Annotated in this window: 22 protein-coding genes; 10 read left to right on the top strand and 12 right to left on the bottom strand. The window is 65.9% G+C overall.

Features of this window, described 5'->3' with window-relative positions; all coding sequences use genetic code 11:
- Positions 1 to 218: 218 nt before the first annotated feature.
- Both KF715_09930 and KF715_09925 read right to left on the bottom strand, forming a co-directional pair.
- A complete protein-coding gene (locus tag KF715_09930) occupies positions 219 to 2,273 on the bottom strand; it encodes a hypothetical protein (protein ID MBX3736997.1) in 2,055 nt (684 codons plus the stop codon).
- 65 nt (positions 2,274 to 2,338) lie between these two features.
- The gene (locus KF715_09925; protein MBX3736996.1) at positions 2,339 to 3,478 is read right to left on the bottom strand and encodes an SGNH/GDSL hydrolase family protein; all 1,140 of its coding nucleotides are present in this window, start codon (positions 3,476 to 3,478) and stop codon (positions 2,339 to 2,341) included.
- Positions 3,479 to 3,486: 8 nt separating this feature from the next.
- On the opposite strand from KF715_09925, the gene KF715_09920 reads away from it, so the two are divergent.
- On the top strand, positions 3,487 to 3,630 hold the full coding sequence (locus KF715_09920; GenBank protein ID MBX3736995.1) for a hypothetical protein: 144 nt from the start codon (positions 3,487 to 3,489) through the stop codon (positions 3,628 to 3,630).
- Positions 3,631 to 3,670: 40 nt separating this feature from the next.
- On the opposite strand, the gene KF715_09915 is transcribed toward KF715_09920, so the two are convergent.
- The 7 genes from KF715_09915 to KF715_09885 all read right to left on the bottom strand — a co-directional run bounded on the left by KF715_09915 (position 3,671) and on the right by KF715_09885 (position 13,635).
- Positions 3,671 to 6,418, bottom strand: a complete 2,748-nt coding sequence (locus KF715_09915) for a TonB-dependent receptor (protein MBX3736994.1) — start codon at positions 6,416 to 6,418, stop codon at positions 3,671 to 3,673.
- Positions 6,419 to 6,625: 207 nt separating this feature from the next.
- On the bottom strand, positions 6,626 to 7,687 hold the full coding sequence (locus KF715_09910; GenBank protein ID MBX3736993.1) for a FecR domain-containing protein: 1,062 nt from the start codon (positions 7,685 to 7,687) through the stop codon (positions 6,626 to 6,628).
- Positions 7,684 to 8,220, bottom strand: coding sequence for a sigma-70 family RNA polymerase sigma factor (locus KF715_09905; protein MBX3736992.1), 537 nt, complete (start codon positions 8,218 to 8,220; stop codon positions 7,684 to 7,686). The genes KF715_09910 and KF715_09905 overlap by 4 nt, the downstream gene beginning before the upstream one ends.
- Before the next feature lie 99 nt (positions 8,221 to 8,319).
- The gene (locus KF715_09900) at positions 8,320 to 8,970 is read right to left on the bottom strand and encodes a hypothetical protein (protein ID MBX3736991.1); all 651 of its coding nucleotides are present in this window, start codon (positions 8,968 to 8,970) and stop codon (positions 8,320 to 8,322) included.
- A gap of 60 nt (positions 8,971 to 9,030) precedes the next feature.
- Positions 9,031 to 9,798, bottom strand: a complete 768-nt coding sequence (locus KF715_09895) for a hypothetical protein (GenBank protein ID MBX3736990.1) — start codon at positions 9,796 to 9,798, stop codon at positions 9,031 to 9,033.
- Between the two features lie 30 nt (positions 9,799 to 9,828).
- Positions 9,829 to 11,058 carry a site-specific DNA-methyltransferase gene (locus tag KF715_09890; protein MBX3736989.1) on the bottom strand — a complete coding sequence of 410 codons (1,230 nt, stop codon included), beginning with the start codon at positions 11,056 to 11,058 and terminating at the stop codon, positions 9,829 to 9,831.
- A 138-nt stretch (positions 11,059 to 11,196) separates the two neighbouring features.
- On the bottom strand, positions 11,197 to 13,635 hold the full coding sequence (locus tag KF715_09885) for a sodium-translocating pyrophosphatase (GenBank protein MBX3736988.1): 2,439 nt from the start codon (positions 13,633 to 13,635) through the stop codon (positions 11,197 to 11,199).
- Between the two features lie 137 nt (positions 13,636 to 13,772).
- Here KF715_09885 and KF715_09880 point away from each other — a divergent pair, with 137 nt between their 5' ends.
- From KF715_09880 to KF715_09855, 6 genes are all read left to right on the top strand, one after another.
- On the top strand, positions 13,773 to 14,468 hold the full coding sequence (locus KF715_09880; GenBank protein MBX3736987.1) for an ABC transporter ATP-binding protein: 696 nt from the start codon (positions 13,773 to 13,775) through the stop codon (positions 14,466 to 14,468).
- 148 nt (positions 14,469 to 14,616) lie between these two features.
- Positions 14,617 to 15,828: an ABC transporter permease gene (locus KF715_09875; GenBank protein MBX3736986.1), complete on the top strand. Its 1,212-nt coding sequence runs from the start codon at positions 14,617 to 14,619 to the stop codon at positions 15,826 to 15,828.
- 23 nt (positions 15,829 to 15,851) lie between these two features.
- Complete coding sequence (locus tag KF715_09870; GenBank protein MBX3736985.1) at positions 15,852 to 16,301, top strand: hypothetical protein; 450 nt, start codon at positions 15,852 to 15,854, stop codon at positions 16,299 to 16,301.
- A gap of 199 nt (positions 16,302 to 16,500) precedes the next feature.
- On the top strand, positions 16,501 to 17,031 hold the full coding sequence (locus KF715_09865) for a DUF3299 domain-containing protein (GenBank protein MBX3736984.1): 531 nt from the start codon (positions 16,501 to 16,503) through the stop codon (positions 17,029 to 17,031).
- A 22-nt stretch (positions 17,032 to 17,053) separates the two neighbouring features.
- Positions 17,054 to 17,812 carry a helix-turn-helix domain-containing protein gene (locus tag KF715_09860; protein ID MBX3736983.1) on the top strand — a complete coding sequence of 253 codons (759 nt, stop codon included), beginning with the start codon at positions 17,054 to 17,056 and terminating at the stop codon, positions 17,810 to 17,812.
- 61 nt (positions 17,813 to 17,873) lie between these two features.
- Positions 17,874 to 18,299 (top strand): hypothetical protein, encoded by a 426-nt coding sequence (locus KF715_09855; GenBank protein ID MBX3736982.1) that lies wholly within the window; start codon positions 17,874 to 17,876, stop codon positions 18,297 to 18,299.
- A 109-nt stretch (positions 18,300 to 18,408) separates the two neighbouring features.
- Here KF715_09855 and KF715_09850 read toward each other — a convergent pair whose 3' ends face one another.
- On the bottom strand, positions 18,409 to 18,864 hold the full coding sequence (locus KF715_09850; protein ID MBX3736981.1) for an acetolactate synthase: 456 nt from the start codon (positions 18,862 to 18,864) through the stop codon (positions 18,409 to 18,411).
- A 253-nt stretch (positions 18,865 to 19,117) separates the two neighbouring features.
- Here KF715_09850 and KF715_09845 point away from each other — a divergent pair, with 253 nt between their 5' ends.
- Positions 19,118 to 19,957 (top strand): cation transporter, encoded by an 840-nt coding sequence (locus KF715_09845; GenBank protein MBX3736980.1) that lies wholly within the window; start codon positions 19,118 to 19,120, stop codon positions 19,955 to 19,957.
- Between the two features lie 70 nt (positions 19,958 to 20,027).
- Here the strand turns inward: KF715_09845 and KF715_09840 are convergent, their stop codons facing one another.
- Positions 20,028 to 20,471, bottom strand: a complete 444-nt coding sequence (locus tag KF715_09840) for a hypothetical protein (GenBank protein ID MBX3736979.1) — start codon at positions 20,469 to 20,471, stop codon at positions 20,028 to 20,030.
- A 387-nt stretch (positions 20,472 to 20,858) separates the two neighbouring features.
- Between KF715_09840 and KF715_09835 the strand changes: the two genes are divergently transcribed.
- Positions 20,859 to 22,682: a phosphoenolpyruvate carboxykinase (GTP) gene (locus KF715_09835; protein ID MBX3736978.1), complete on the top strand. Its 1,824-nt coding sequence runs from the start codon at positions 20,859 to 20,861 to the stop codon at positions 22,680 to 22,682.
- A gap of 225 nt (positions 22,683 to 22,907) precedes the next feature.
- Positions 22,908 to 23,693: a hypothetical protein gene (locus KF715_09830; protein ID MBX3736977.1), complete on the top strand. Its 786-nt coding sequence runs from the start codon at positions 22,908 to 22,910 to the stop codon at positions 23,691 to 23,693.
- An 11-nt stretch (positions 23,694 to 23,704) separates the two neighbouring features.
- Here the strand turns inward: KF715_09830 and KF715_09825 are convergent, their stop codons facing one another.
- The gene (locus tag KF715_09825) at positions 23,705 to 24,280 is read right to left on the bottom strand and encodes a DUF456 domain-containing protein (GenBank protein MBX3736976.1); all 576 of its coding nucleotides are present in this window, start codon (positions 24,278 to 24,280) and stop codon (positions 23,705 to 23,707) included.
- Positions 24,281 to 24,429: the final 149 nt, after the last annotated feature.

Here is a 24,429-nt window from a genome sequence, read left to right as displayed (position 1 = left end):
GCTGAGAGCTGAGAGCTGAGAGCCGGGCCGCGTGTGCGCTGCTAGCCGAAATGGCGGAGCGCGACGAGGCTCAGTTGGTTGTCTTGAGCGCGGGGCCGATCGCGGACGCATGTGGCAGAGACACTTGATGTAGTGCGCGGCCACGGGCGGGAAGGGTGCCCCGGCCCCCAGCCGGGGCACCCTCGCTCACGGTTGAGCCTCGGAGGCTCCCGGTTATGCTACCAAGCATCGCCCGAGCGCTTGATCGACACGTTGTCGTAGTGCGCCTGGCCGCCCGAGATCGTGTAGTCGCGGTGGCCGAGGAGAACGGAGACGACATCGGTGCCGTTCGCGGGGGCGGTGAAGCTGAAAGAATGCGTCGTCCACGCCGTGCTCGTGATGTTGTAGCTGGCGATGGTGGTGCCGGCGGTTTCGTTCACGATCCAGACGCGTCCGTCGGCACCGGAGCTGTCGACCTGCGCGTCGAGCGTGACCACATAGGTCGCGTCGCCCACGTAGTCGCTCCATGGCTGTTGCAGTTTTTGCCACTGGGTGCCGTTGGCGACGAGGGTCAGGCCGTAGGCGCCGCGGCGGGTGTTCGTGCTGTCGCGGTAGGCCGTGCTGGCAGTGGAGAGCACGCGGCTCCAGCGTGCGGGTAGTGTCACGTCCGCGGGGTCGGCGAGTTCGAAGCCTTGGTTCGTCAATTTGACCGGGTCCCACTTGATGAGCTCGGACAACGTGGCTGCTTCGCTCGGGTCCGAAGGCGCGGTGGCGGCATATTGGGCGGCGCCGATATACCAGGCCATCGGGTCGAACTGCGCCAGTGGCACCCAGCCCCACATCTCGCGGGAGAAATCGAAGTCCGTGCAATAGGAGCCTTTCGTGCCGTTGACGTGGTTGTGCAGCTGCGGCGCAGACGTGGAGCCGTCCCACACGTAATCGGTCAGCGTGGCGGTGAATTTCGTCAGGTCCGCGCCGGTGAAGACGTGTCCGCCGCGGTGGAGCGACGTGATGAACTCCAGATCGACGTTCGCGTGGGATGCGTCCTCGATTTTCGCGCCGGTGTGCGTGCCGTATTTCCATGAATAGGCGGCGCCCTGAGTGGTGAGCAGGTTGGCGAAGAAGGTCGCGCATTTGTCGGCCTTTTGCCGATACGCGGAATTGGCGTTCACCTCGTAGAGAATGCTCTGCACGCCGAGCAGCGCGAAGGACTGGTTGTGCGGGAGCGGGCTGAACGACGTGTTCGAGGAGAACGTGTCGTAGCCGGCCGGCTCTTCGTAGTAGCCTTCGGTGGCGGAGACGCTGACCCAGGTGTTGCCGTAGAAGCCGGCGGGGTCCTCCCACTTCGCGATGACGTGGTTCTCGAGGAAGGCCTGGTAGTCGTTCGCCTTGGTTTGAAACGACGAGAGTGCGGTCGCGTTCTGATTCACGAGGCGCACGAACGCGGCGATCGGCGTGCCGATCATGCCGTCGACGACGTGATAGGCGAAGAACGGCGAGACGCGGAGGTTGTCGAAGAACATCGTGTCGCCGCTCGTGGTGGTGGCGGCGTGACTCAGCCAGAGTTCGACGTCGTGGCCGGCGGCGGGCATGACGAATTCGAGCGAATAGCTTTTCCAGTTGGCGGAGCTGGCGAAGACGCTGCCAAGGACCGTGCTCGTGGTGCGATCGTAGACGAACGCGCGCGCGGCGACGCTGCCGCCGTTCTTCGCCGAGAAGGCGAGTTCGTAACGGTGATTCGGCAGATAGGTCGGAATATCCTGATAGAGCCGCTGCAAGGTCGCGCCGGCGGTGATCAGCTCCACGCCCCACGTCACGCTCGAGCAGGCGTCGCCGGGGATGAACGCGCCGGGGGCATTGGTGCGAAACGCGGTCGTGCTCGTCGAGCCGCTGCGGGTCCAGTTGGCCGGGAGCGTGGCGTCGCCGGAGTTGGCGGTCTCGAAGCCGGAGTTGAGCGCGAGGTTCGGCGAGTAGCGCGCGGTCGTCCAATCGCGATAGCCGTCGCCGTCGTAGTCGATGGCGTTGCCGATGACGGTGTCGGCGTGGTTGGTGAACTTGGTGAGCCACGCGGTGTCCTGAGAGACTTCGTAGAGGTTGAGGTAGCTGCGCAGCATGTAGCTCTCCTGCCAGGCGAGGTAGGCGGCGTCGGTGCGCGCGGTGTAGGTGGAGCCCTTGGCGTTGTCGTAGGTGACGAAGTCGTCGAACCACGGATTGCCGGTGGCGGCGAACAGGGCGGCGCCGCCGCCCAGCGTGCCGACGGTGAGAAGCGAACGGAGCAGAACGCGGAGGTTCATGGGGATCGGGGTTTGGGAGTTGCGGCCGGCGGCGGAGTGTCGTCGGCGAGTGGCGGGGCGTGGAACTACGGGCCGAGAATTTTGCGCAAGAGCGGCTCGAAGGCGTCGGCTTGGCGAACGAAGCCAAGATCGCTCGGGTGCGAGCCGTCGGTGGTGGCTTCGGCGTCGTCGCCGAGCAGATCGTCACCCGGCAGATAATAGAGATCGGTGATGCCTTCGCGCTGGAGCGCTTCGAAGCATTCGCGCAGCGCGGCGTGGTTTTCCGAGTGAAAGCGATCGCGCGCGGGGAGAATCCAGACGTTGGGTTTGCGGCGATCCTCGACGAGCACGATGGGCGTGTCCGGATGTGCGGTGCGGAGCTGGCGGACGAGCGGCAGGCACTTCTCGCGGACGGAGGCGGGGTTCATGTTCGGCAGGCAGTCGATGACGTAGATCGCGGCGTCGATTTGGGTGAGAACCTCGCCGACGGCGGCGTCCATGCGGCCGTTGCCGGAGAAACCGAAGTTCATCACGGGGCGGTCGAGGCGCCGGCCGAGGATGGCGACGTGCGTCATGCCCGGACGCGAGGCGCTGGCGCCGTGCGTGATGGAGGTGCCGTAGAAGACGATCGGCTTCGTCGCGCGCGGAGGCAGGCCTTCGAACTTCGCGTCGGGTGGGATGCCGATGGTGAGTTCTTCCACGCCGTTGCGGAGCGGCAGGTAGAGCGCGTATTCGCGCGCGCCGGTCGCGAGGCCGCTGACGAGTTCCTGGCGGATGTGTTGGCTGGTCGGGCGCGTGACGCTGACCCAGCGCCAGTGGCCGGTGTCGTCACGCGCGTAGAGGTCGAGACCGCTCGCGCCGATGGCGGTTTGGTTGGCGCCGGCGTTGGGACCGCGCAGCAGCGTGTAGTCGGCCCAGAGCGTGGACGCATCGGTGCGGAAGCGCACGAGCATGCCGGCGCTGTCGCGGCTGAGTTTCCAGACCTTATCGGTGACGCGGCTTTGCGCGGCGGCGGGCAGCCGATCGAACCAGCGGAGGCGCTTGGCGTCCGGGAGTGCGCGACCTTCGACGCCCCAATCGGCAGTGCGGTGCCAAACGAGACCGGGTGGTTCGGTGGGCGGAGTGGACTCGGAGGCATCGGGAGATTCGTGCGACTCAGCGCTGCGAAGAGCTGTCGTGGCGCAACCGAGCAGCAGGAGACGAAGAAAGAAGCGGAGGCGGTGCATGAGGTTTTATGGTCGAAAAAGTGGCGGCGAAGATGGGTGCCGCCGTCCTCGGCGGCATCGCGCGCGCGGCGCGATTTTGTCGCCACCGGGACGTCGGCGACCACCCTTGCGCGCTCGATTTTGCCGAGCGCGCGTTCCAGTGTGGCGCGTGAGACGTGCAAATCAGCCGCCTCCGGCGAGGCGGCTGGGGGTTCAGTATTCGAGCGTGTAGGAGCTGGTGAACTGGCGGCCGAGCGTGAAGTAGCCGCTGCCTTCGATGAAGATGTCGTCGAGGGCGTTCTTCACGGCGAAGCGGATCGTGTGCTTCAGGCGCGTGCCGGTTTTCCAGTTGTAGCCGGCGGCGAGATCCAGAATGCCGCCTTCCTCCGCGCGCAGGTTGATGCGTTGATCGACCGCGGACGGCGTCTGGTCCATGAGGCGATAGCCGCTCTGCGCGCGGTAGGCGGCGTTCAGGCTCAGGCCTTTCAGCGGACCGGTGCGCACGCGGTAGTTGGCGCCGACGGCGTAGTTCCACTCCGGCGTGCGGACGAGGTGCAGGCCCTGCTTCCACGCGTCGAGGCTCTTGATGTGCCGGGCGTCGACTGTGCCGGCGGAGACGCGGAGCGAAAACGCGTCGGTGACTTTGCCGTTGGCGTAGAACTCGTAGCCCTTCGAGCGGTCGAGGCCGCCGGCGATGAATTGCGGTTTCTGCGCGGGATTATCGACGGCACTGTCGAAGTCGGGGTTCGCGATGCGGACGTTCTGGCGTTCGATGTGGAAGTAGCTCGCGCCGACGTCGAACCGCTCCTTGAGCAGCTGGGTGCGGAAGCCGACTTCCCAGCCGTCGCCGCGTTCGTTGGGCATGGGCTTGCCGGTGTTCGAGTAGACGTCGCCCTTGGGGTTGAACGAGGTGGAGTGCGAGCCGTAGAGGACAGTGGTGGGTGTGGCGTAGTAGTTCAGGCCGACGTTATAGGTGAAGTCGTCGACGCGGGACTGCGTTTGGCCGGTGACGGTGGTTTTGTCGGGACTGAGGCGATCGGTGATGACGGTCTTCGCGGTGTCGTAGCGGCCGCCGGCCATGGCGAGGATCTTGTCGTTGAGGAAGCGCGCGCGGTGCATGAGGAACACGCCGGAGATGTCGTAGTCGAGGCTGCGGTTTTCCTGGAGCCAGGTGTAATACTGCGGCGTGGCCCAGCGGCTGATGGAGGTGTTGAACGCCGGGATCGGACTGGTGCGCGGGCCGTGGAGCGAGCCGGCGTCATTGGTGTAGTTGGGCACGGCGCCGGTGTAGGTGACGGTGTGGACGTCGGTGGCGACGCCGCGCGCGGCGCGCTCAGAAACGCGGCCGTCGATCTGGTTCGAATAGTCGAAGGTGAAGAGCGTCGAGTGTTTCACGGGGCCGGTGTCGAAGTTCACCGTGAGGTCGGCTTGGAGATTTTTCACGTCGGAGGGCAACTGGCGCCAGAAGGGAGCGGCGACGGTGTTCCAGCGGGTGAATTCGTGGGTCGTCGGGTTGACGAGAATCGTGGAGCCGCCGAAGGCCGTGTAGTCGTAGTCCTGCGTGGTCCGGGAGTCGTTGTAGGCGACGCGCAGGCTGACGTCGGAGGAGAACTGGTGGATGAGCGTGAGGTTGACGGTGTCGAGCTGGCGGTCGCTGTAGGTCGTGGGGCCGAGCGTGTTTACCCAGCCGTATTTGGCCATGAAGTCGTAGGCGAATTCGCCGGTGTATTTGTTGCGCGTGCCATCGGTGGGATCGACGCCGTCGATGCGAACGTCGATGACGGGGCGGCCGCGGTTGTTGCGGCGGAACATGTGCTCGTATTCGAGGAGCAGCTCGGTGCGATCGGTGAGGAGCGTGCGCAACACGGCGCCGAAGTTGCGCGTGCGCTCGTAGGTGAACATCTGGTCGAAATCGCGTTCGGCGTAGGAGCCGGCGAGCAGGAGCGCGGTGCGGCGGCCGAGCGCGAGGTTGTGCTCGAGCTGGACGCGGCCGGTGCGGTTCCCGCCGGCTTCAACGAGCGCCTTGCCGGAATTCTGGCCGAAGACGGGGCGCTTGGAGATGTAGTTGATCACGCCGCCGGGCTCGCCGCGGCCGTAGATGGCGGCGTAGGGGCCCTTGATGACTTCGACGCGGGAGACGAGCGTCTTGTCGATGACGCCGTTGCGATAAAAGCCGTTGCGCAGCTGGTAATATTGGGAAAAGCCGCGGATGGAGTTGCCCGAGCCGGCGCCGGTGTAGGACTCGAGGCCGGAGACGTTGCCGACCTGCGAGAGCACTTCGCCGAGATCGCTGACGATGAAATCGTCCATGAAGCGCGTCGTGAGCACATCGAGCGAGAAGGGCAGCTCCTTGATCGGCACGGCGACGCGCGTGCCGCCGGAGGATTGGTTGACGGTCCAGAGGTTGGATTCGCCGGGGGCGCGCACCTCGAACGGGTTGAGCGTGACGACGGTTTCCGTCGCTTTTTCCTGGGCGGTGAGCGGGGGTGGGGCGGCGAAAGCGAATGAGGCGACCGCGCTGAGCGCAGCTGAGAGCCAGGTTTTCCGCGGGGTGGCGGGTGAGGTGTCCATCGAAGAAAGGGGTTGGGTAGAGGAGCCGGATTGATTGGTGTCGCCGTCGCCTCGCGGGGCGGGTCGCGGCGATTTGCGGAGGATGCCGAACGCGTGGCCGCCGCTAACCGGGACGGCCGCGAACGGGGTGTCCTCGAGCATGCGGGTCAAAGCCTCCTCGGGCGTCAGGCGTCCGCGCACCGCGCGCGTCGTCGCGGACTGCGGCACGTCGGTCGAGATCAACACCTCGACGTTGCCTTGCTGCGCGGCGAGCTTGAGCCGCTCGTGCGCCGGGCCCGCCGGGATCGCAAAGTCCGCGGGCGGTGTCGTCGCGCCCAAGCTCGCGCCCGCCGCGTGCAGCAGCACGAGGAGCAGCAGCCAGACGGAGCGCGCGAGACGCCGGAACAGCATCAACTGTCGGGGAAGATAACGGAGGCAGGCGCACGAGGGCGGGGGTTCGCCCTGCAAGACACCTGGGAGATCATGGATGACTAAAAAGCAGCGTGGAAAGGGACGGGTCGGATGAAAGCGTGGAGGAGAAAATGAGGTTCACGCTGCGGGGAAGGCCAGGCGTCCGCTGCGCGGCGCGGGAGGGATCGACAGGCGCGCGGACCAGTCTCACGGCTCGTGGCGCAGCACGATCTTCGAGGCACCGTGGCGCTCGGCGTGGATGTGCTCCGTGACGCTGATCAACTCGAGGAAGCTTTCGACGTTCGATAACCGCAGCATCGCCGTGATCGGCCGCTGGGCGAGGCTCTCGTCGCCGATCACCAACTGCGTGTGGTTGCGGCGATTGAATTCGAGGATGACTTCGGAGAGCGGGACGGCGCGGAAGTCGACGAGGTCGTTTTTCCAGGCGAGTTTCTGTTCGATGACTTGCGGGGTGTAGGTTTCCACGACCCACGGGGATTCCGGCGCGTCGGTCGGCACGACGACGGCCTGGTGCGCATCGAGAGTCTGCTCGCTGATGGCCGGCGTCGGCACCGCGCCGGGCACGTGCGGAGCGCTGGGCGGCGGCTCGACGCGCACGCGACCTTTGGTGACGAGCACCTCGAGGCGCTCCGCGGTCATCGAAATGTTGAACTCCGTGCCCACCGCGGTGACGGCGACGCCGCCGACGCGCACGATGAACGGCCGTGCTTTGTCCTCGGCGACTTGGAAATAAGCTTCGCCGGAGATGAGATCGAGCACGCGGCGCTTGGGTTCGAAGCGCACGGCGACCTGCGCGCCGCGATTGAGCACGACGACGGAGCCGTCTTCGAGCGCGTGTCGTTCGGACGACTGGGCGGCATCGCCGGCGGCGAGGCGCGCGGGCACGGGGGAGAAAACGCCCGTTGGCCCGTGCCACAGCGCCAGACCGAGCGCGACCACCGCGGCCAGGCCGCCCAGCCAGGCGAGCGTGCGGCGGCGCGGCGATCGGGCGGCCGGGGCGGCGAGCAGATCGGGATTGGGTTCGAGCGCGTGCAGGGGCCGCCACTCGACCATGACGTCCATCCGCTGGAAGACGGCTTGGAGCGCAGTGTAGGCTTCGGCGTGTTGCGGGGACGCGGCCAGCCACTCGAAAAATGCGTCCTGCTCCGCCGCGGTGAAGCCGGCGTCGCGTTTCATGATCCACTCGGCGGCTGCTTCGCGAATGCGTTGGCGCCGCGTGGCGGCGGGGTCCGATTCGGCCGGGTTCATGCCGATCCTTTCTCGCAGAACTTGCCCACGAAGTCCGCGCATTTGTTGAGACCGATGGCCAGCTGGGCGTTCACGGTGCGCGGGGAGAGGTCGAGTTTCCGCGCGATGTCGGCCTGCGACAGGCCGTAGACTTTCCGGAGGGTGAAGATCTGCCGGCAGCGGTCCGGCAGCGACTGGATTGCCCGGGTCAGGATTTCGAGTTCCTCGTAGTGGGCGACGGACTCGCGCACGTTGGCGTCCTCGTCCAGCAGCTGCGTTTCATCGAGCGGGTCGAAGATGTGCTCGCCGCGGACTTTCGCGCTGCGCGCGGCGTTGAGGGCGAGATTGCGCGCGGTGGCGAAGAGGAAGGCCTTGGGCGCGTTGACCGCGTCGGTCTGCCGGGCCCGCAACACGCGCAGGTAGGATTCCTGGATGATGTCGCTCACCGGCACGTTCGAGCTGAAGCGGCTTTGCAGCCAGGCGCGCAACTGCGGCTCGTGCACGAGCAGGTGATCGGCGAACCAGCGGCCTTCTTCTGTGGTTTCAGGGGGCATTTTCCGAAAAGGATAAGTCCGGGGTGCCCTTGAGACACGCGAGGGCGGCGAAGTGACTAAAGGTCGCCGCAAAATAACTCGGAAAGGCGCGATAGCGGGCTACGGACTTTGCGTGCGGATGGCCTGGGCAACGGTTTGCGCGAGGATGGCGGCACCCTGGGCGTTGGGGTGCACATGGTCGGGCGTGAGCGGATGCTGGTCGCGCATGGGCGTGAAGAGGTCGATGACGGGGACTTTTTCCGCGGCGGCGATTTCGGCGAGCAGCGACGGCAGCTCGTGCGCGATGACGTCCGGGGAAATGCCCCAGCCGCTCGGCGGCCAGGCGGGCATGGGACGGCAGATGAGGATGCGCGGGTGCGACGGCAGTTCGCGCAGCTGGCGGATGAGCGAGACGTAGTTGGCGACGAAGCGGTCGGCGTAGCGCCAGTTCTGCGGCTTGGTGTCATTGGTGCCGAGGCCGATGACGATGATCTCGGGCTGGAACGCGCAGGCTTTCGCGAAGTGCGGGAGCGAGCGGTAGGGCTTGTCGCCGATGTCGAGCAGTGTGGCGCCGCCGCACCCGAAGTTGCGCACCTCGTAGTCGGAGCCGAGCAAGCCGGCGAGTTGCGCCGGGTAGGATTCGCGCGCGAAGTCCTTTGTTCCCGCGCCCTCGGTGATGCTGTCGCCGAGACAGGCGACGCGGAGCGGGGCGGCGGTGGCGCCGACCAAGAGGGTGGCACTTGCGAAGAGGCAGAGGACCAGGCGTTTCATGGCACGAAACTGCACGCCGCGAATGGTCCGCGCAACGAAAAGCCCGAGAACACCCCGGACTCAGACGCGCATCCAGCGACCGCGATCGACTTGGCGAAGCAGACCGCGGTCGCGGAGAACCTGTAGTTGTTGCCTTATCTTTTCGCGGATGTGTCGATTGGCGGGGTGCAACGCTGAGAGTTCCGGCACGAACTGATACGCTTCACTCGTGGTGAATTCGGCGCAATGCAACGACTCGAGACAGCGGAGAACGTCCAGGGACCAACCGCGTTGCTCGACACTGAGCGATGCTATGCGCGCGATTTTGCCGAACTGCGCTCGAACGCTGACGGGATCGATTATCTCTCCCTCGCGGATGAGTGCGATCTTCGCGGTCGATGGCACTAGGCGGAGGTCGAATAAATAACCCACCCAAGCGGCTCGTCGGGCGACCTCGCTCAGCGGATTGCGCGGCCGAATTGCGGAGGAGGATATTGCGAACCGTGGTATCACCACTAGATTTCTGACCATCGCCTCCGGCAGCACGTAGTGCAGCAGGTGAAAGTGAGGTGTGCGGTTTGCGCGCACGGCCTCCATCATCTTGTCGTAGTTCGCGCCGAGCACAGTGGTGCGGAAGCCACTCTTGCTGGATTTGAGCTGATAACGCTCGGCGCAATCCGGGCACTTAAAGTCAACGACGTGGGTATTGGCCGTTTGCGGCGCCAGTTGCGTGGCCGCACAGCTACAACAGTAGAGGTTTCGCGCCCCCCATGCTTCAGTGACGACGCGTGCACGTTGGGCAGCACTGGAGTAGTTTGCCGCGAGGTCGAACTGGAGCCGCAAGTCCACGTCCGACTAGATCAACCGTTGGACATGCGCTCAATTGGTTTTCAGAGAGAAAATCTCCGTCTCGCAGCGGACGATGTGGGTGGTCTGGCGTTTCTTCCCATCGGGGGCGTGGGCCCAAGCTTCCTGCAGTGAGGTGTCCACCGTCGTGTGCACGACACGCGCTGAGGCGACCGGTGCACACGAAAGGAAGACGAACTTCGATTCGTGAAACACGCGTTCCGTTGTTGGCGAGCCCTCCGTGGACATCGTTGGGATCGGATCGATCCGATCTGAAATCAGTTCAAGATCATTTGTGGCAAAGAGCGTGAGGTGGATTTCGACATCGAGTGTGAATCCGACCGCCTCAAGTCGCTGCAGGCTGAGCTGGATGTAGTGAGCGTCGCGCTCAATCCCGACGAAACGCCGGCAATGCACCACACATGCGACGCCCGCCGTGCCGCTGCCCAGGAACGGGTCCATCACAAGGTCGCCGGGTGCAGTGCTGGCGAGGAGGATGCGTTCGAGGAGGGCGAGCGGCTTTTGCGTTGGGTGCTTGCCCAAGGACTTCTCGGCGTTCTTCGGCGCGGTGAAGGTCCAGACGTCCTTCATCTGCTTGCCGCCGTTGGCGCGCTTCATGTCGGCGTAGTTGAAGCGGTGCCGGCTCTTCGCGTCCTTGGCGGCCCAGAGCAGGGTTTCGGTCGAGTGCGTGAAGTAGCGGCAGGCGAGGTTGGGAGGCGGGTTCGGCTTTTGCCACGTGACTTGGTTGAGCAGCTTCATGCCGAGTTGCTGCATCGCGTAGCCGACGGAGAAGATGACGTGGTGCGTGCCGCTGACCCAAATCGTGCCGTTGGGCTTGAGGAGCTTTTGGCAGCGCTTCAACCACTCGGTGTTGAACTCGTGGTTGAGTTCCGGACCGCGGGACTTGTCCCACTCGCCCTTGTCGACTTTCACCATCTTGCCGGCGTGGCAGGTGATGCCGCCGTTGGAGAGGAAGTAGGGCGGGTCGGCAAAGATGAGGTCGAAGACGCCTCCTGGGTGCTTAGCGGCGAGCCGCTCCATGACTTCGAGGCAATCACCGTGATAGAGGTAGAGGCCGCGAGTGTCGTCGCGCAGGAGAAGTTGGCTGGGCTGAACGACACCGGGCGCTTCGGCGACAATCGCGTCTTCGGGCCGAAAGGCGTCGTCGTAAGTCGGGTAATCGCCGGGCGGGCGGAGCCTTTTCGGGCGGTTGGGGGTGTCTGCTCCCACCTCGTTGACGTTGCGTGGCGACTTTTTCGGCACGCGTTGATCGGATCGATCCGACGGCGGAAAGGATCAACGCCAATTTGGCGGCATTGAATTCGACCCAACAAAAAGGCCGCGGCGGGAGCCGCGGCCGAAAGGATGGGCGGTTGAAGGCAACCGCCCGGGACGGGGCGCTCAGGCCTTCGCCGTGTCGTCGGGGATGCGCATGCTGTAGAAGCTGCGATAGACGAACACGAGGGCGATGAGGAAGAACACCGCGCCGATGGCGTGCTTGGCCTGGACGTTGGTCATCGTGACCGCGATCTCGACGGCGAGCAGGCCGAAGAGCGTCGTGAACTTGATGACCGGATTCATCGCGACGGACGAGGTGTCCTTGAACGGATCGCCCACGGTGTCGCCAACGACGGTGGCGGCGTGGAGGTCGGTGCCCTTTTGACGGAGTTCGACTTCGACGATCTTCTTGGCGTTGTCCCAGGCGCCGCCGGCGTTGGCCATGAAGATGGCTTGGAACAGGCCGAAGAACGCGATGCCGATCAGGTAGCCGATGAAGAAGTAGGCGTTGAAGAACGGCAGCGCCAACGCGAAGCAGAACACCACGATGAAGATGTTCCACATGCCCTTCTGCGCGTATTCGGTGCAGATGCGGACGACTTCCTTGCTGTCCTTGTCGGAGGCGGTCGTCGCATCGAGCTTCATGTTCTCCTTGATGTAGACGACGGCACGGTAGGCGCCGGTGACGACGGCCTGGCAGGACGCGCCGGTGAACCAGTAGATCACGGAGCCGCCCATGATGAGGCCGAGGATGATCTCGGGCTGCACGATGGAGAGCTTCTGCACGACGTCGCCGAAGAGATTTTCGAGCAGCATGATGATGCCGAACACCATCGTGGTCGCGCCGACGACCGCGGTGCCGATGAGCACGGGCTTGGCGGTGGCCTTGAAGGTGTTGCCGGCGCCGTCGCCCTTCTCGAGCTGGTATTTGGCGTTCTCGAAGTCGGGTTTGAAGCCGAAGTCCTTCTCGATTTCCGCGGCGATGCCGGGGCGCGCTTCGATCTGCGAGAGTTCGTAGACCGATTGGGCGTTGTCGGTGACGGGGCCGTAGCTATCGACCGCGATGGTGACCGGGCCCATACCGAGGAAGCCGAACGCCACGAGGCCGAACGCGAAGATCGGGGCGGCGAAGGCGAACTTGCCGGGCAACAGCGCGAGCAGCGCCGGGTTTTGCGAGAAGTGGTAGGAGGTCCACATCAGCAGCATGATGATGAGGCCCATCCAGAACGCGGAGAAGTTGCCCGCGACGAAGCCGGAGAGGATGTTCAGCGAGGCGCCGCCGTGCTTGGAGCAGTTGGTCACTTCCTTGACGTGGCGGCTGTTGGTGCTGACGAAGATCTTGGTAAACTCCGGGATGAGCGCGCCGGCGATCGTGCCGCAGCTGATGATGACGGAGAGGACCCACCAGAGGTCGCCCTGGACGCCGCCGCTCTGGTGCGCGAGCAGGAAGTAGGAGGCGAGGAACGTGATGCCGATCGAGACGGCGGACGTGATCCAGACGAGGTGCGTGAGCGGCGCCTCGAAATCGAAGTCCTTCTGCGCGCCGTATTTCGCCTTCGAGATGATTTCGTTGAGGAAATAAGAGACGAGCGACGTGACGATCATCAGCGCGCGCATGGCGAAGAGCCAGATGACGAGGATGGCGCAGAGCGACGAGCTGGCGGCGAGCGCGAGGGCGAGGAACGCGACGAGCGCGACGCCGGTGACGCCGTAGGTTTCGAAACCGTCGGCGGTCGGCCCGACGCTGTCGCCGGCGTTGTCACCGGTGCAGTCGGCGATGACGCCGGGGTTCTTGGGGTCGTCTTCGGGGAGCTTGAAGACGATCTTCATCAGGTCGGAGCCGATGTCGGCGATCTTGGTGAAGATGCCGCCGCAGATGCGCAGCACGGAGGCACCGAGCGACTCGCCGATGGCGAAGCCGATGAAGCACGGTCCGACCAGCTCGCGCGGCAGGAACACCAGAATGCAGATCATGAAGAACAGCTCCACGCAGACGAGGAGCAGGCCGACGCTCATGCCCGAGCGCAGCGGAATGAAGAGGGTGGCGAGCGGATTGCCTTGGAGGGCGGAGAAGGCGGCGCGGCTGTTCGCCACGGTGTTGATGCGGATGCCGAACCACGCGACGCCGTAGCTGCCGAGGATGCCGAGCACCGAGGCGAGCAGGATGACGACGACGTGGAAGGGCGTGTTGTGCGACAGGAAGCCGAAGTAGTAGACCATGCACGCTGCGATCAGAATCCAAAGGATCGCGAGGAACTTGCCCTGCGTGAAGAGGTAGGTCTTGCACGTCTCCCAGATGGTGTTCGACACGCTGCCCATCGAGGCGTGCACCGGCAGCGCTTTTGTCTGCGCGTATTGCACGAGGCCGAAGGCCGCGCCGATGACGCACAGCACGATGCCGAGATACATTAGCGTCAGGCCGCTCATGCCGCCAAGTCCGTCGAAGTGGACCTGCGTCAGGTCCGGAATCTTGATGTCAGCTTCACTGGCAAATGAAGAAACAGCGGACGCGAGCGTGGCGAGGGCCAGCACGGTCCGCTTGCGGAGGTGTGTGTTCAGCATAGCGATGGGGTGGGGTTGAAGTGGCCGGACGTTGCCAAAGCGATATGACGCAAGCCAGAGCAAACTCCGTCAACGCGGAGGAACCATTGACCTGTTAGCCGGTTTAATTTTCGTTTTTCCAAGGGTTAATCCGCAACATGCCGCTCCTCGCCATCCGCGATCTCGTGAAAAGCTACCCGCGCGGCGGCGCGCGCGGCGAAAATGGCGCGAGCGCCAGATCCACCGTCGTCGATGTGGCGGCGTTCGCGCTCGAGGCGGGCGAACAGCGCGCGCTGCGCGGCGAAAGTGGCACGGGCAAGACCACGTTTCTCAATCTCATCGCCGGCATCCTCGCGCCCGATTCCGGTCATCTCACGCTCGACGATCGCGACCTCGCGGAGCTCGGCGAGGCGGGCCGCGACCGGCTGCGCGCCGAGACGATCGGCTACATTTTCCAGACGTTCAACCTGCTCCAGGGCCACACCGTGCTCGAGAACGTGGAGCTCGGCATGGCGTTCGGGCGCGGCGTCGATCGCGCGCGCGCTGAGGCGCTGCTGCGGCGCGTGGGGCTCGGCGAGCGGCTGCATCATTTTCCCCGTCAACTTTCCACCGGCCAACAGCAGCGCGTGGCGGTCGCCCGCGCGCTGGCGAACCACCCGAAGCTCGTCCTCGCCGATGAGCCGACCGGCAACCTCGACGCGCGCAACAGCCGCGAGGCGCTGGCGATCATTCGCGAAGTCTGCCGCGAGAACGGCGCTGCGCTCCTCCTCGTCAGCCACGACGAGACCGTGCTCGCGCAATTCGACGACGTGCAGGATTTCCGCGCCCTGAACCGGGCGGCGCCCCAAACCTGATGGGCACAAGAAACACACCGTGGCCAAAGGTGGGCGTCGTCGTCCCTGACGACGCCAAGGATTCGCGCCCACTGAAACCCCTTCGCGTCGCCGCCGGGGACGTCGGCGACCACCTCAGCCAGCGCCAATCGAGAATCGAAAATCGGAAATCGAAAACCTCGTGATCTGGAACCTCATCTACCGCTCGCTCCGCCAGCACGCGCTCTCGACGCTCGTGACCGCCGGCAGCATCGCGCTCGCCGCGGGGCTGCTGCTGACCGTGTGGGTGGTGAAGACGCAGTCGCAGGCCACGTTCGCCAACACGAATTCCGGCTTCGATGCCGTGCTCGGCGCGCGCGGCTCGAAGCTCCAGCTCGTGCTCAACGCCATCTTCCACCTCGAGGCGTCGCCGGGCAACCTCTCGGCCGCCGACGTCGAGGCCGTGCGCCGTCACCCGGCGATCAAGACCGCCATCCCGCTCGCCGTCGGCGACAACTACTACGGCTGGCGCATCGTCGGCACGACGCCGCAGTTTTTCGACATCGAGTTCGCGCCGGGCAAGAAATACGCCGTGCTCCCCGGCGGCCGCCTCTTCGAGAACGGCAAACGCGAAGCCGTCGTCGGCGCGCTCGCCGCGCGCAAACTCGGCGTGAAGGTCGGCGACACCTTCCAGCCTTACCACGGCCTGTCCTTCGATGCGGCGGCGAAGCACGAGGAGGTCTACACCATCACCGGCCTGCTCGCGCCGACCGGCACGCCGGTCGATCGCGTGCTGTGGATTCCGCTCGCCGGCGTGCAGACGATGGCCGGCCACGATCCGCGCACGGCGAGCGACGTCAGCGCCGTGCTCATCCAGCTCCGCGCGCCCTCGGCCGGTGTCATGCTCGACATGATGATCAACAAACAGGGCAACAAGATGACCTTCGCTTATCCGATCGGCAGCATCGTCGCCGACCTCTTCAACAAGATCAGCTGGGTCGATCAGGTGCTCACGCTCGTGGCGTGGCTCGTCGCCGTCGTCGCGGCGGGCTCGGTGCTCGTGAGCATCTACAACTCCATGAGCGCGCGGCAGCGCGACATCGCGATCCTCCGCGCGCTCGGCGCGCGGCGCCGCACGGTGTTCGGCGCGGTGGTCGGCGAGGCGGCCGCGATCGGGTTGCTCGGCGCAGCGCTCGGCTTCGCGGCGTTCGCCGGGTTGGCTTACGGCGTGGCGTCGGTGATCCAGACGCAGACGGGCGTCGTGCTCGAGCCGTTCCGCTGGAATCCGGTTTTCTGGTGGGGACCCGCGACACTCGTCGCGCTCGCGATGCTCGGCGGCCTGCTGCCGGCGTGGAAGGCCTACCGTGTCCCCGTGGCGGAGACCATTGCGCCGGTCTCCTGAGGCACCGCTTTTCTTTTTCCGCCATGCAAAGACTCATCGTGTTCCTGACCCTTCTCGCGACGGTGGCCTTCGCCAAGGAGGCGCATCATCAGCACGTCGCGCCGCATGGCGGCACGCTGGTGGAAGTGGGCGAGCATCAGTTCGCGCTCGAGTTCGTGCGCGATGCCGCAGCCGGCACGCTCACGCTCTACATCCTCGATGCGCACGCGGAGAACTTCGTGCGCCTGCCGGCGAAATCGATCGAGGTGGCGATCGAGGTGAAGGGCCGCGCGGAGAAGCTCTCCCTCGCCGCCGTCGCCAACGAGCTTTCCGGCGAAACGGTCGGTGACACGTCGCAGTTCACCGCTTCGGCCGAGTGGCTGAAACGCGAGGGCGAGTTTGCGGGCAAGATTGCGGCGCTCGAGATCCGCGGCGCGGCGTTCAAGGACGTCGCGGTCACTTTCCCCGTGAACAAGGATCACGACGAGGACTGAGCGCGCGGATGTCGCTCAGGAGCAATACGGCGTCGTGGCCCGACGCGGCGGCGAGTGGGGGCTCGGCCGCTGGGACGAGGCGTGGATGTTTTGGTGCAAGGGCCGCTCATGCCGCCGGTAGCGCTGACGGATTTTGGAGTGCGCTGAGACGCCCCCAAACCTTTTGACGTGCCGTGGAAACGGCCTACTTTGCGCGGCGATGAAGGCTGCCACGAAACTTCTGTTGCTCACCTTGGCTTGCGGCGCGCTCACCTTGCGCGGCGCGGAGGCCGCCGCGAAATCCGCGGACGGCGAAAAAAAGGAGTTCGAGCGCGTGGAGTTTTCCCTGCTCGGCGCGTTCAACTACGTGCCGCCCGGCTACGAGACCGCGAGCACGCCCGACGGCAAGGCCGCGGCCGACGCGAAGCCGAAGGACCAGATCCCGGACTTCGTGCGCAAGCTCGACGCGAAGAAGGTCGCGATCACGGGCTTCATGCTGCCGACGAAATTCAAGGACGGCAAAGTGACGGAGTTTCTCCTGATGAAGGACCAGAGCTCGTGCTGCTTCGGCGTGATGCCGCGCATCAACGAGTGGGTGACGGTGAAGATGGCCAGTGGTGGCATCCCGCCGCTCATGGACACGCCGATCACGCTCGTGGGAAAACTGAAGGTCGGCGAGGTGTTCGAGGAAGGCTATCTCTCCGCGATCTACCAACTCGACGGCGAGCGCCTGCTCGAGGCGAAGAGCTGAGCCGCCTCTCCCGATCCGCGCCGTGCAGACGACCTCCCGACTGCCGTGCGTGGAACTGCGCGGGCACATCCGTCGCTACCTGATCGTCCGGCACGAGGCCGCTTGTGCGGATGCGCATTTGCCGGAAACCGGTGTGCTCAGCGCGTTCGTGTTGCGCGGGGAATGCCGGCTCGGCGGCCGCGAGCCGGTCGCGGCGGCGAGCGTGACCGGGATCACGCCGACGCTGCGCCGGCACACGCACCTGGCGGGCAACGCAGTCGCGATCGTGGCCTTCACCCCGGCCGGTGCTGCGGCGTGGGGTCGCACGCCGCTGGAGGAAATCGCCGGGCGCACGGTCCCGCTCGACGAGTGGGATGGCGCCCATCGCGATTGGCAGGCGGAAGTGGAGCGGCTCCGCGCAGAACCGAACGACGCCCGCCGGTTCGATCGGTTGGATGATATCTTCCGCGCCGTGCTGACTGCGCCGATCGATCCGCTGCTGGCGGCGGCGACCGCTTGGCTTGCCGCGCGGCCGGGTGAGGCACGCGTGGCGGAATTGGTGCGGCACATCGGCCTGAGCCAGAGCGCACTGGAGCGCCGCTTCCGCCGCGGTGTGGGCGCGACGCCGAAAACTTTTGCGCGCCTCGTGCGTTTCCGTGCGGCGGCAGCCTGCGCGGGTGCGGCGGCAGGCGAGCTCACCACGGTCGCGCACGCGGCCGGCTACGCCGATCAGGCGCACTTCACGCGGGAATGCCAGCGCATCACGGGCGCGCCGCCCTCGCGATTTTTCGCGGAGAACTGAGCGCGCGGAGCGGCGCCGAATTTCTTCAAGCGCCGGAGTCGCGCCGACGCTAGAGTGGGGCATGTCCGCGCCCTCGCGCCTCGCCTTGTTGGGACTGCTCCTGATCGGGACCTTCGTGCCGCTGTCGGGCGCTGACGCCATCGCTCCCATGAAAACCTTCGTCATCATCTTTCGCCAGTCGCCGCGCGAGTTCAGCGAGGCCGACCTCGCGCAACGCCAACGCGAAGTCTCCGCGTGGGCCGCGCGCGAGAACGCTGCCGGGCGTCAGCTCGAGCCGCGCATCCTCGAGCCGGAGGTCGCGCGGCCGCTGCCGGGAGCTTCCGGCGTGAGCGAGTCGGAGTGGCCGATCACGGCGCTGCTTTTTTTGCGCGCGACCGATCTCGAGGACGCCGCGCGGGTGGCGGCGGCGCATCCGGCGGTGCATTTCGGCGCGAGTGTGGAAGTGCGCGCGTGGCAGCCGCCGAAGCTCCCGCGTCCCGCGACATGACGGAACCGTTCGCGGCGCCGCACGGTCCGCGCCGACGCGCCCGTTGCAAGAACAAGGAAACGCGAGCGACCGCGCGGTCGACGCGACATGCCGCGCCGGCCGGTCCGGCTCAGCGCGCGATGTCGCGCTGGGTGAGAATCTTGAAGCCGCGGCGGTTGAGCGTCTGCGCGGCGAGCTCGAGGTCCTCGACGTTGAGGATGAGGCCGCACTTGGCGCGCGGGCGCGAGACGAACGAGTAGACGTAGTGGATGTTCATCTCCGCGTCGTGGAACGAGCGGAAGATTTCCTGCAGCTTCGATTCGTCGACGAATTCGACCGCGAGCACCTGGCACTCGGTGAAATAAAAATTGTTCACCGCGAGCAGCTCGCGCGCTCGCTCGGGATCGTCGACCACCATGCGGTCGATGGCGCAGTCGGTGGTGTCGAGCGTCGTCATCGCCATGATGTGGACGTTGTGCTTCGCGAGCATGGCCGTGAGCTCGTGGAGGCGGCCGACGCGGTTTTCGATGAAGACCGAAAATTGAATGACCGGGTCGAGGGCGACCGTGGTTTCCATTTCTTCCATGGCGAGGCGGACCGTAGCGCACGGGAGAAAGGGGTCAACTGGCTTAAAGCCGACGCGCGGCGGCGAGGATGCAGGTGCGGCGCTGCTGGCGGAAAAATTAGGCGCGTGAAAGATTCGCGGGCGCGGCTGGCAGGATTAGGCGCGCCGCGAGGCTTGAGTGCCGCGCGGATGCGCGCGTAGCGTGGGTGCGATGTCGCCGTCCGATCAACATGCCCGCACCGCGCGCCGCGCCGAGGATGGCGCGCGACTGGTGTTGCGCGGCATCGCGCTGAACGCCGCGCTCGCGGCGGTGAAATTAGCCGGCGGTGTCTTCGGACACACCTACGCGCTCATCGCCGATGCGGCGGAGTCGATGCTGGACATCCTGACCTCGGTGCTGGTGTGGGCGGGTTTTCGCGTGGCGGCACGGCCGCCGGATGCGAATCATCCCTACGGCCACGGCAAGGCCGAGGCACTGGCGGCGCTGGTGGTGGCGTTGTTCGTGTTCGCGATGGCCATCTTCGTCGGCTTGCAGGCGGTGCACGAGATCCGCACGCCGCACCAGGCGCCGGAATGGTGGACGCTCGTGGTGCTCGCCGGCGTGGTGGTGACGAAGGTCTGGTTTTCGCGCCGCATGGGCGCGGTGGGCGAGGAGGTGGGCAGCACGGCGCTCGGCGTCGAGGCGATGCACCACTACTCCGACGCACTGACTTCGGGCGCGGCGTTCGTCGGCATCGCGATCGCGCTGTGGGGCGGCAAGGGCTGGGAGACGGCGGACGATTGGGCGGCGCTGTTTGCGTGCGTCGTGATCGCGTTCAACGGTTTCAACATGAGCGGCAAGGCGCTCGGCGACATCATGGACACGGCGGTGTCGGCGCAGTTCGAGGGCGAGGTGCGCGAGATCGCCGCGGCAGTGCCCGGCGTGCTCGCGTTGCACAAGGTGCGCGTGCGCAAGAGCGGCCTCAGCCACCTCGTGGACATCCAGGTGCGCGTCGACGGCGAGATTCCCGTGCGCGAGGGTCACGATATTGCGCACGCGGTGAAAGACGCGCTCGTCGCCTCCGCGCCGCACGCGATCAGCGACGTGACCGTGCACGTCGAGCCGATGAAGTGAGCCCGCGGAGAATGTAACCTAATAGGTTACATTTCGACCGGGCCGCGGCTCGCGCGGCGCGTGGCGGCGCTCAGGGGGTCTGGGCGGCGGGCGCGGCGGGGAATTCCGGATCGCGGATGTTTCCCTTCATTGTGAGCCACGGACGGACGTCGGCGATGAGGCGCTGGTCCTGCACGAGCGGATCGGACGCGACGAGCTCCTTTGCTTCGTCGAGCGAGGCGCATTTGAAGATGAAAATGCCGCGCCAGTCGCCGCGGTCCATCATCGGGCCGGCGACGAGGAGTTTGCCGCTGTCGGCGAGGCGTTGGATGTTGGCCATGTGCGCGGCCTGGCCGGCGGCGAGTTCCTCTTTCGTGCCTTTGCCCGCGTTCGGGCCGCGGGTGAGCAGGCAGAAGTAATAGACCGTCATGTTCGGCGGCAGCTGCGGAGCCGGGGCGGGTGCAGATTTTTCCTGGGCGCGGACGAGCGGTGCGAAAGCGAGCGCCGCGACGAGAAACAGCGGGGTGAGTTTCATGGCGCGCGAGTGTGCGTGACGACGACCGCGAGGCGAGTCCTCAAAAGGAGACGCGCGAGCGGCGCCTGGGCGCGGCGATGACACGCCATGACACGCCGCCCACAACGCGCGCGCACTCCGCATCAACTCATGCGCGGCGGCGGACTCCTGCGTGGCGCATGCTGGGTGCGTGCAACGCACAGCGTGCAGACGCAGGGCGTGAACGGTCGCGGGCGAAACATACGCCCGCGCTGGGCGTAGCTTTGCACCTGAAAGGGACCTGAATTCCACGCGGAAATTCGCTCGGGAACGGGACAGCTTATGCGGGAAGAAGCGCGGGTTTAATGGCGCGATTGCACAGGCTTTCCCGTTGCTGGGGGAGGGTTGCCCCGTAGTGTCGCCGGCGCTATGAAGAACTCCCCGAAGCCGCTGAGCTCAAATCCGCACCTGATCACGTGGGTCGAAAAGATCGCCGCGCTGTGCAAGCCGGACGCAATCCACTGGGTCGATGGCTCGCAGGAAGAATACGACGCGTTGTGCGCCCAGATGGTCGCCAGCGGCACGTTCATCAAACTCAACCAGCAGAAATGGCCCGGCTGCTACCTCGCGCGTTCCGACGCCAGCGACGTCGCGCGCGTGGAAGACCGCACGTTCATCTGCTCGCTCTCGAAGGACGCGGCTGGCCCGACCAACAATTGGGTCAACCCGTTCGAGATGCGCAAGACGCTCAAGGGACTCTTCGACGGCTGCATGAAGGGGCGCACGATGTATGTGCTGCCTTACAGCATGGGCCCGATCGGCTCGCCGATGTCGCAGATCGGCGTCGAGCTCACCGACTCGCCCTACGTCGTCGTGAACATGCGCATCATGGCGCGCATCGGCGCGGAGGTGTTCAAGCTCATCGACAAGGATTTCAAGCGCGTCGTCCCCTGCGTGCACTCCGTCGGCGCCCCGCTCGCGCCCGGCCAGAAGGACGTCGTGTGGCCGTGCAACAAGGAGAAGTATATCGTCCACTTCCCCGAGACGCGCGAGATCTGGTCCTTCGGTTCCGGTTACGGCGGCAACGCGCTGCTCGGCAAAAAGTGTTTCGCGCTCCGCATCGCCTCGGCGATGGCGCGTGACGAAGGCTGGATGGCCGAACACATGCTCATCCTCGGCGTCGAGAACCCGAAGGGCGAGAAGACCTACGTCGCGGCCGCGTTCCCGTCGGCCTGCGGCAAGACGAACTTCGCGATGCTGATCCCGCCGCCGCACTTCCAGCAGCAAGGCTGGAAGGTGTGGACCGTCGGCGACGACATTGCGTGGATCAAACCCGACGCGCAGGGCCGCCTGCGCGCGATCAATCCGGAAGCCGGCTTCTTCGGCGTCGCGCCCGGCACGGGCAACCACACCAACCCGAACGCCATGAAGGCGCTCGCGAAGAACACCATCTTCACCAACGTCGCCCTCACCGACGACGGCGGCGTGTGGTGGGAAGGCATGACCAAGGAAGCGCCCGCGCACGCCATCGACTGGAAGGGCAACGACTGGACGCCCGCGCTCGCGAAGGAGAAGGGCGTCACCGCCGCGCACGCCAACGCGCGCTTCACCGCGCCGGCCAAGCAGTGCCCGACGATCGACCCGGCTTGGGAAGATCCCGAGGGCGTGCCGATCCACGCCATCATCTTCGGCGGCCGTCGCGCGACGACGATGCCGCTCGTGTTCCAGGCGTTCAACTGGTCTAGCGGCGTCTACATCGGCGCAACGATGGGCTCCGAGATGACCGCCGCCGCTGCCGGCACGATCGGCAAGGTCCGCCGCGACCCGATGGCGATGCTGCCGTTCTGCGGCTACAACATGGGCGACTACTTCCGCCACTGGATCAACATGCAGAAGGGCCTCAGCGAGACCCCGCGCGTGTTCCACGTGAACTGGTTCCGCAAGGACGCCGAGGGCAAATTCATGTGGCCCGGCTTCTCGGAAAACATGCGCGTCCTCAAGTGGATCGTCGACCGCGTGCGCGCGGGCGGCAAAGCCAAGGAGACGCCGATCGGCTGGGTGCCGCGCTACCGCGACATCGAGTGGGACGGCATGGACTTCCCGGAGGCGAAGTTCGACGAGCTGCAGAAGTTCGACAAGGAAGCGTGGAAGGCCGAAGTGCTCGGCCAGGGCGAGCTCTTCTTCGATCTGCACGCCACGCTGCCGAAGGAACTGATCTTCGAGCGCGAACTGCTCATGTGCCGCATGGGCTGAGCGACCCACACGCGTTTCCTCCCTCACGAAGCCGGGCACACCGCCCGGCTTTTTCTTTGTCCGCCGCGCTCCGCCGGGCGCGGATACGACTTGGCGTGTTCTCGCCGGCGTGCGCTCCCCGGGTGCCGAAGTGTTCGCCCGGGGAGCCGCCCGCGCACTGCGGTGGATGACCGTTCGCCAGGACGCGTTTGCCGAAACAATCCGTTTGGGCACGGTCTCAACCCGATGCGCTCTTCGATCCTGTTTTTCCTTGGTGCGATCTGGCTCGCGTTCGCGGCGCGGGCGGACGAGCCGATGGCAACGCCCCCGGCGGACGATCCATTCGCCGGCACGCCCGGTCCGCTGGCCGAGGCGGTGCGCGGGTTCGCGAAGGATGCGAACCGCTGGGCCTTCACCGAGGACTACATCGAGTTCGACAAGAAGGGCGCGGTGAAATCCCGCCGTCGTGCGCGTTTCGACCCGTCGCAGCACTATGATGTCCAGTGGACGATGCTCGAAAAGGACGGCCGCGCTGCGACGGAGGCGGAGCAGACGAAATTCCGCAAGGCGCGCGCGAAAGAGGCCCAGCGTGGTCGGAAGACGCTCGGCGAACTGCTCGATCTGGCGCGCGCGACGGAGCTGGCGGGCGCGGCCGACGCGACGGTGATCGTCTACGAAGTGCCGTTGCACAAGCTGGAGGACTCGAAGTTTCCGCCGGAGAAATTCCAGGCCTTCGTCCGCGTGACGCGCGCCGATCATCAGTTGAAGAGCGTCGAAGTGCGCCTGCGGGAGAAACTGCGCGTGGCGCTCGTGGTGGGATTGAAGGCCGCCGAGGGCCGGCTCGATTTCGAGCGCGTGTTGCCCGAGGCGGGACCGGCGGTGACGAAGGTCGTCGCGACCGGTTCGGCGTCGGTGTTCTTCGTGCCGCTCAACGCGCATGTCGAGATCACGCGGTCGGAACAGAAGCGCGTGACGCCCTACGATGATCGTTTCGTAGTGAAGCCGGGCCCGCTGCGGACGATCGATTTCTGAAGTCCGGCAGTTCAGCCGACCGCGCTGCGCGCGATCGTGATCGCCGAGAAGGCGAAGAGCGCCACCATCGCGAGCGCAAACGCCGCCCGCACGAACGTGCTGACGATGAATCCGAGCGCGGCGCCGAGGCCGGACTTGAGGGCGTCGCGGTCGGTGCGTTTGCCGAGCAGCTTTTCCGCGGCGACCGCGCCGAGGATCGTGGCGAGCAGCAGCGCCGGCAGGGAGAAGAACATGCCGACCATCGCGCCACCGCCGGCGCCGGTCATGCCCCATTTCGAGCCGCCGAAGAGTCGCGCGCCGAGGAGCGTGCAGGCGAAGTCCGCTGCGATGGAGAGCAGCCAGAACACGCCGATCCACACGACGGCGGCGGTGCTGACGCTCGCGGGCAGGAGGAATTTGTGCAGCAGCACGCCGCCGAAGATGAGCGTGGTGCCCGGCAGCATCGGCACGACGGAGCCGACGAGGCCGGCGAGCAGCAGCAGCACGGTGAGCGTCCAGATCGCGTAATCCACGACGAGGAAGGTGCGCGCGGGCGTGGCCAAAGCAAATGCCACGTGCGTGGACGGAAAGATCGTGCGCGATTCCATTGCGGGCCTGAGCAGGAAGTGGCGCGGGCTTCCCGCCGGCCTCGAAGTTCTTTGCCGGCTGGAAACCTGTGCTACGCCGGCCCGGTGCGGTTCTGCCGCATCCGACAGTAAGACGAACAACGTTGTTGTGTCGCGCGAGGCGGCCCGCA

The sequence above is a fragment of the Candidatus Didemnitutus sp. genome, from assembly GCA_019634575.1.
Classification (GTDB): domain Bacteria; phylum Verrucomicrobiota; class Verrucomicrobiia; order Opitutales; family Opitutaceae; genus Didemnitutus.
Note: the sequence above shows the minus strand (reverse complement) of the source record. Positions and strands in the feature narration are given on the sequence as shown.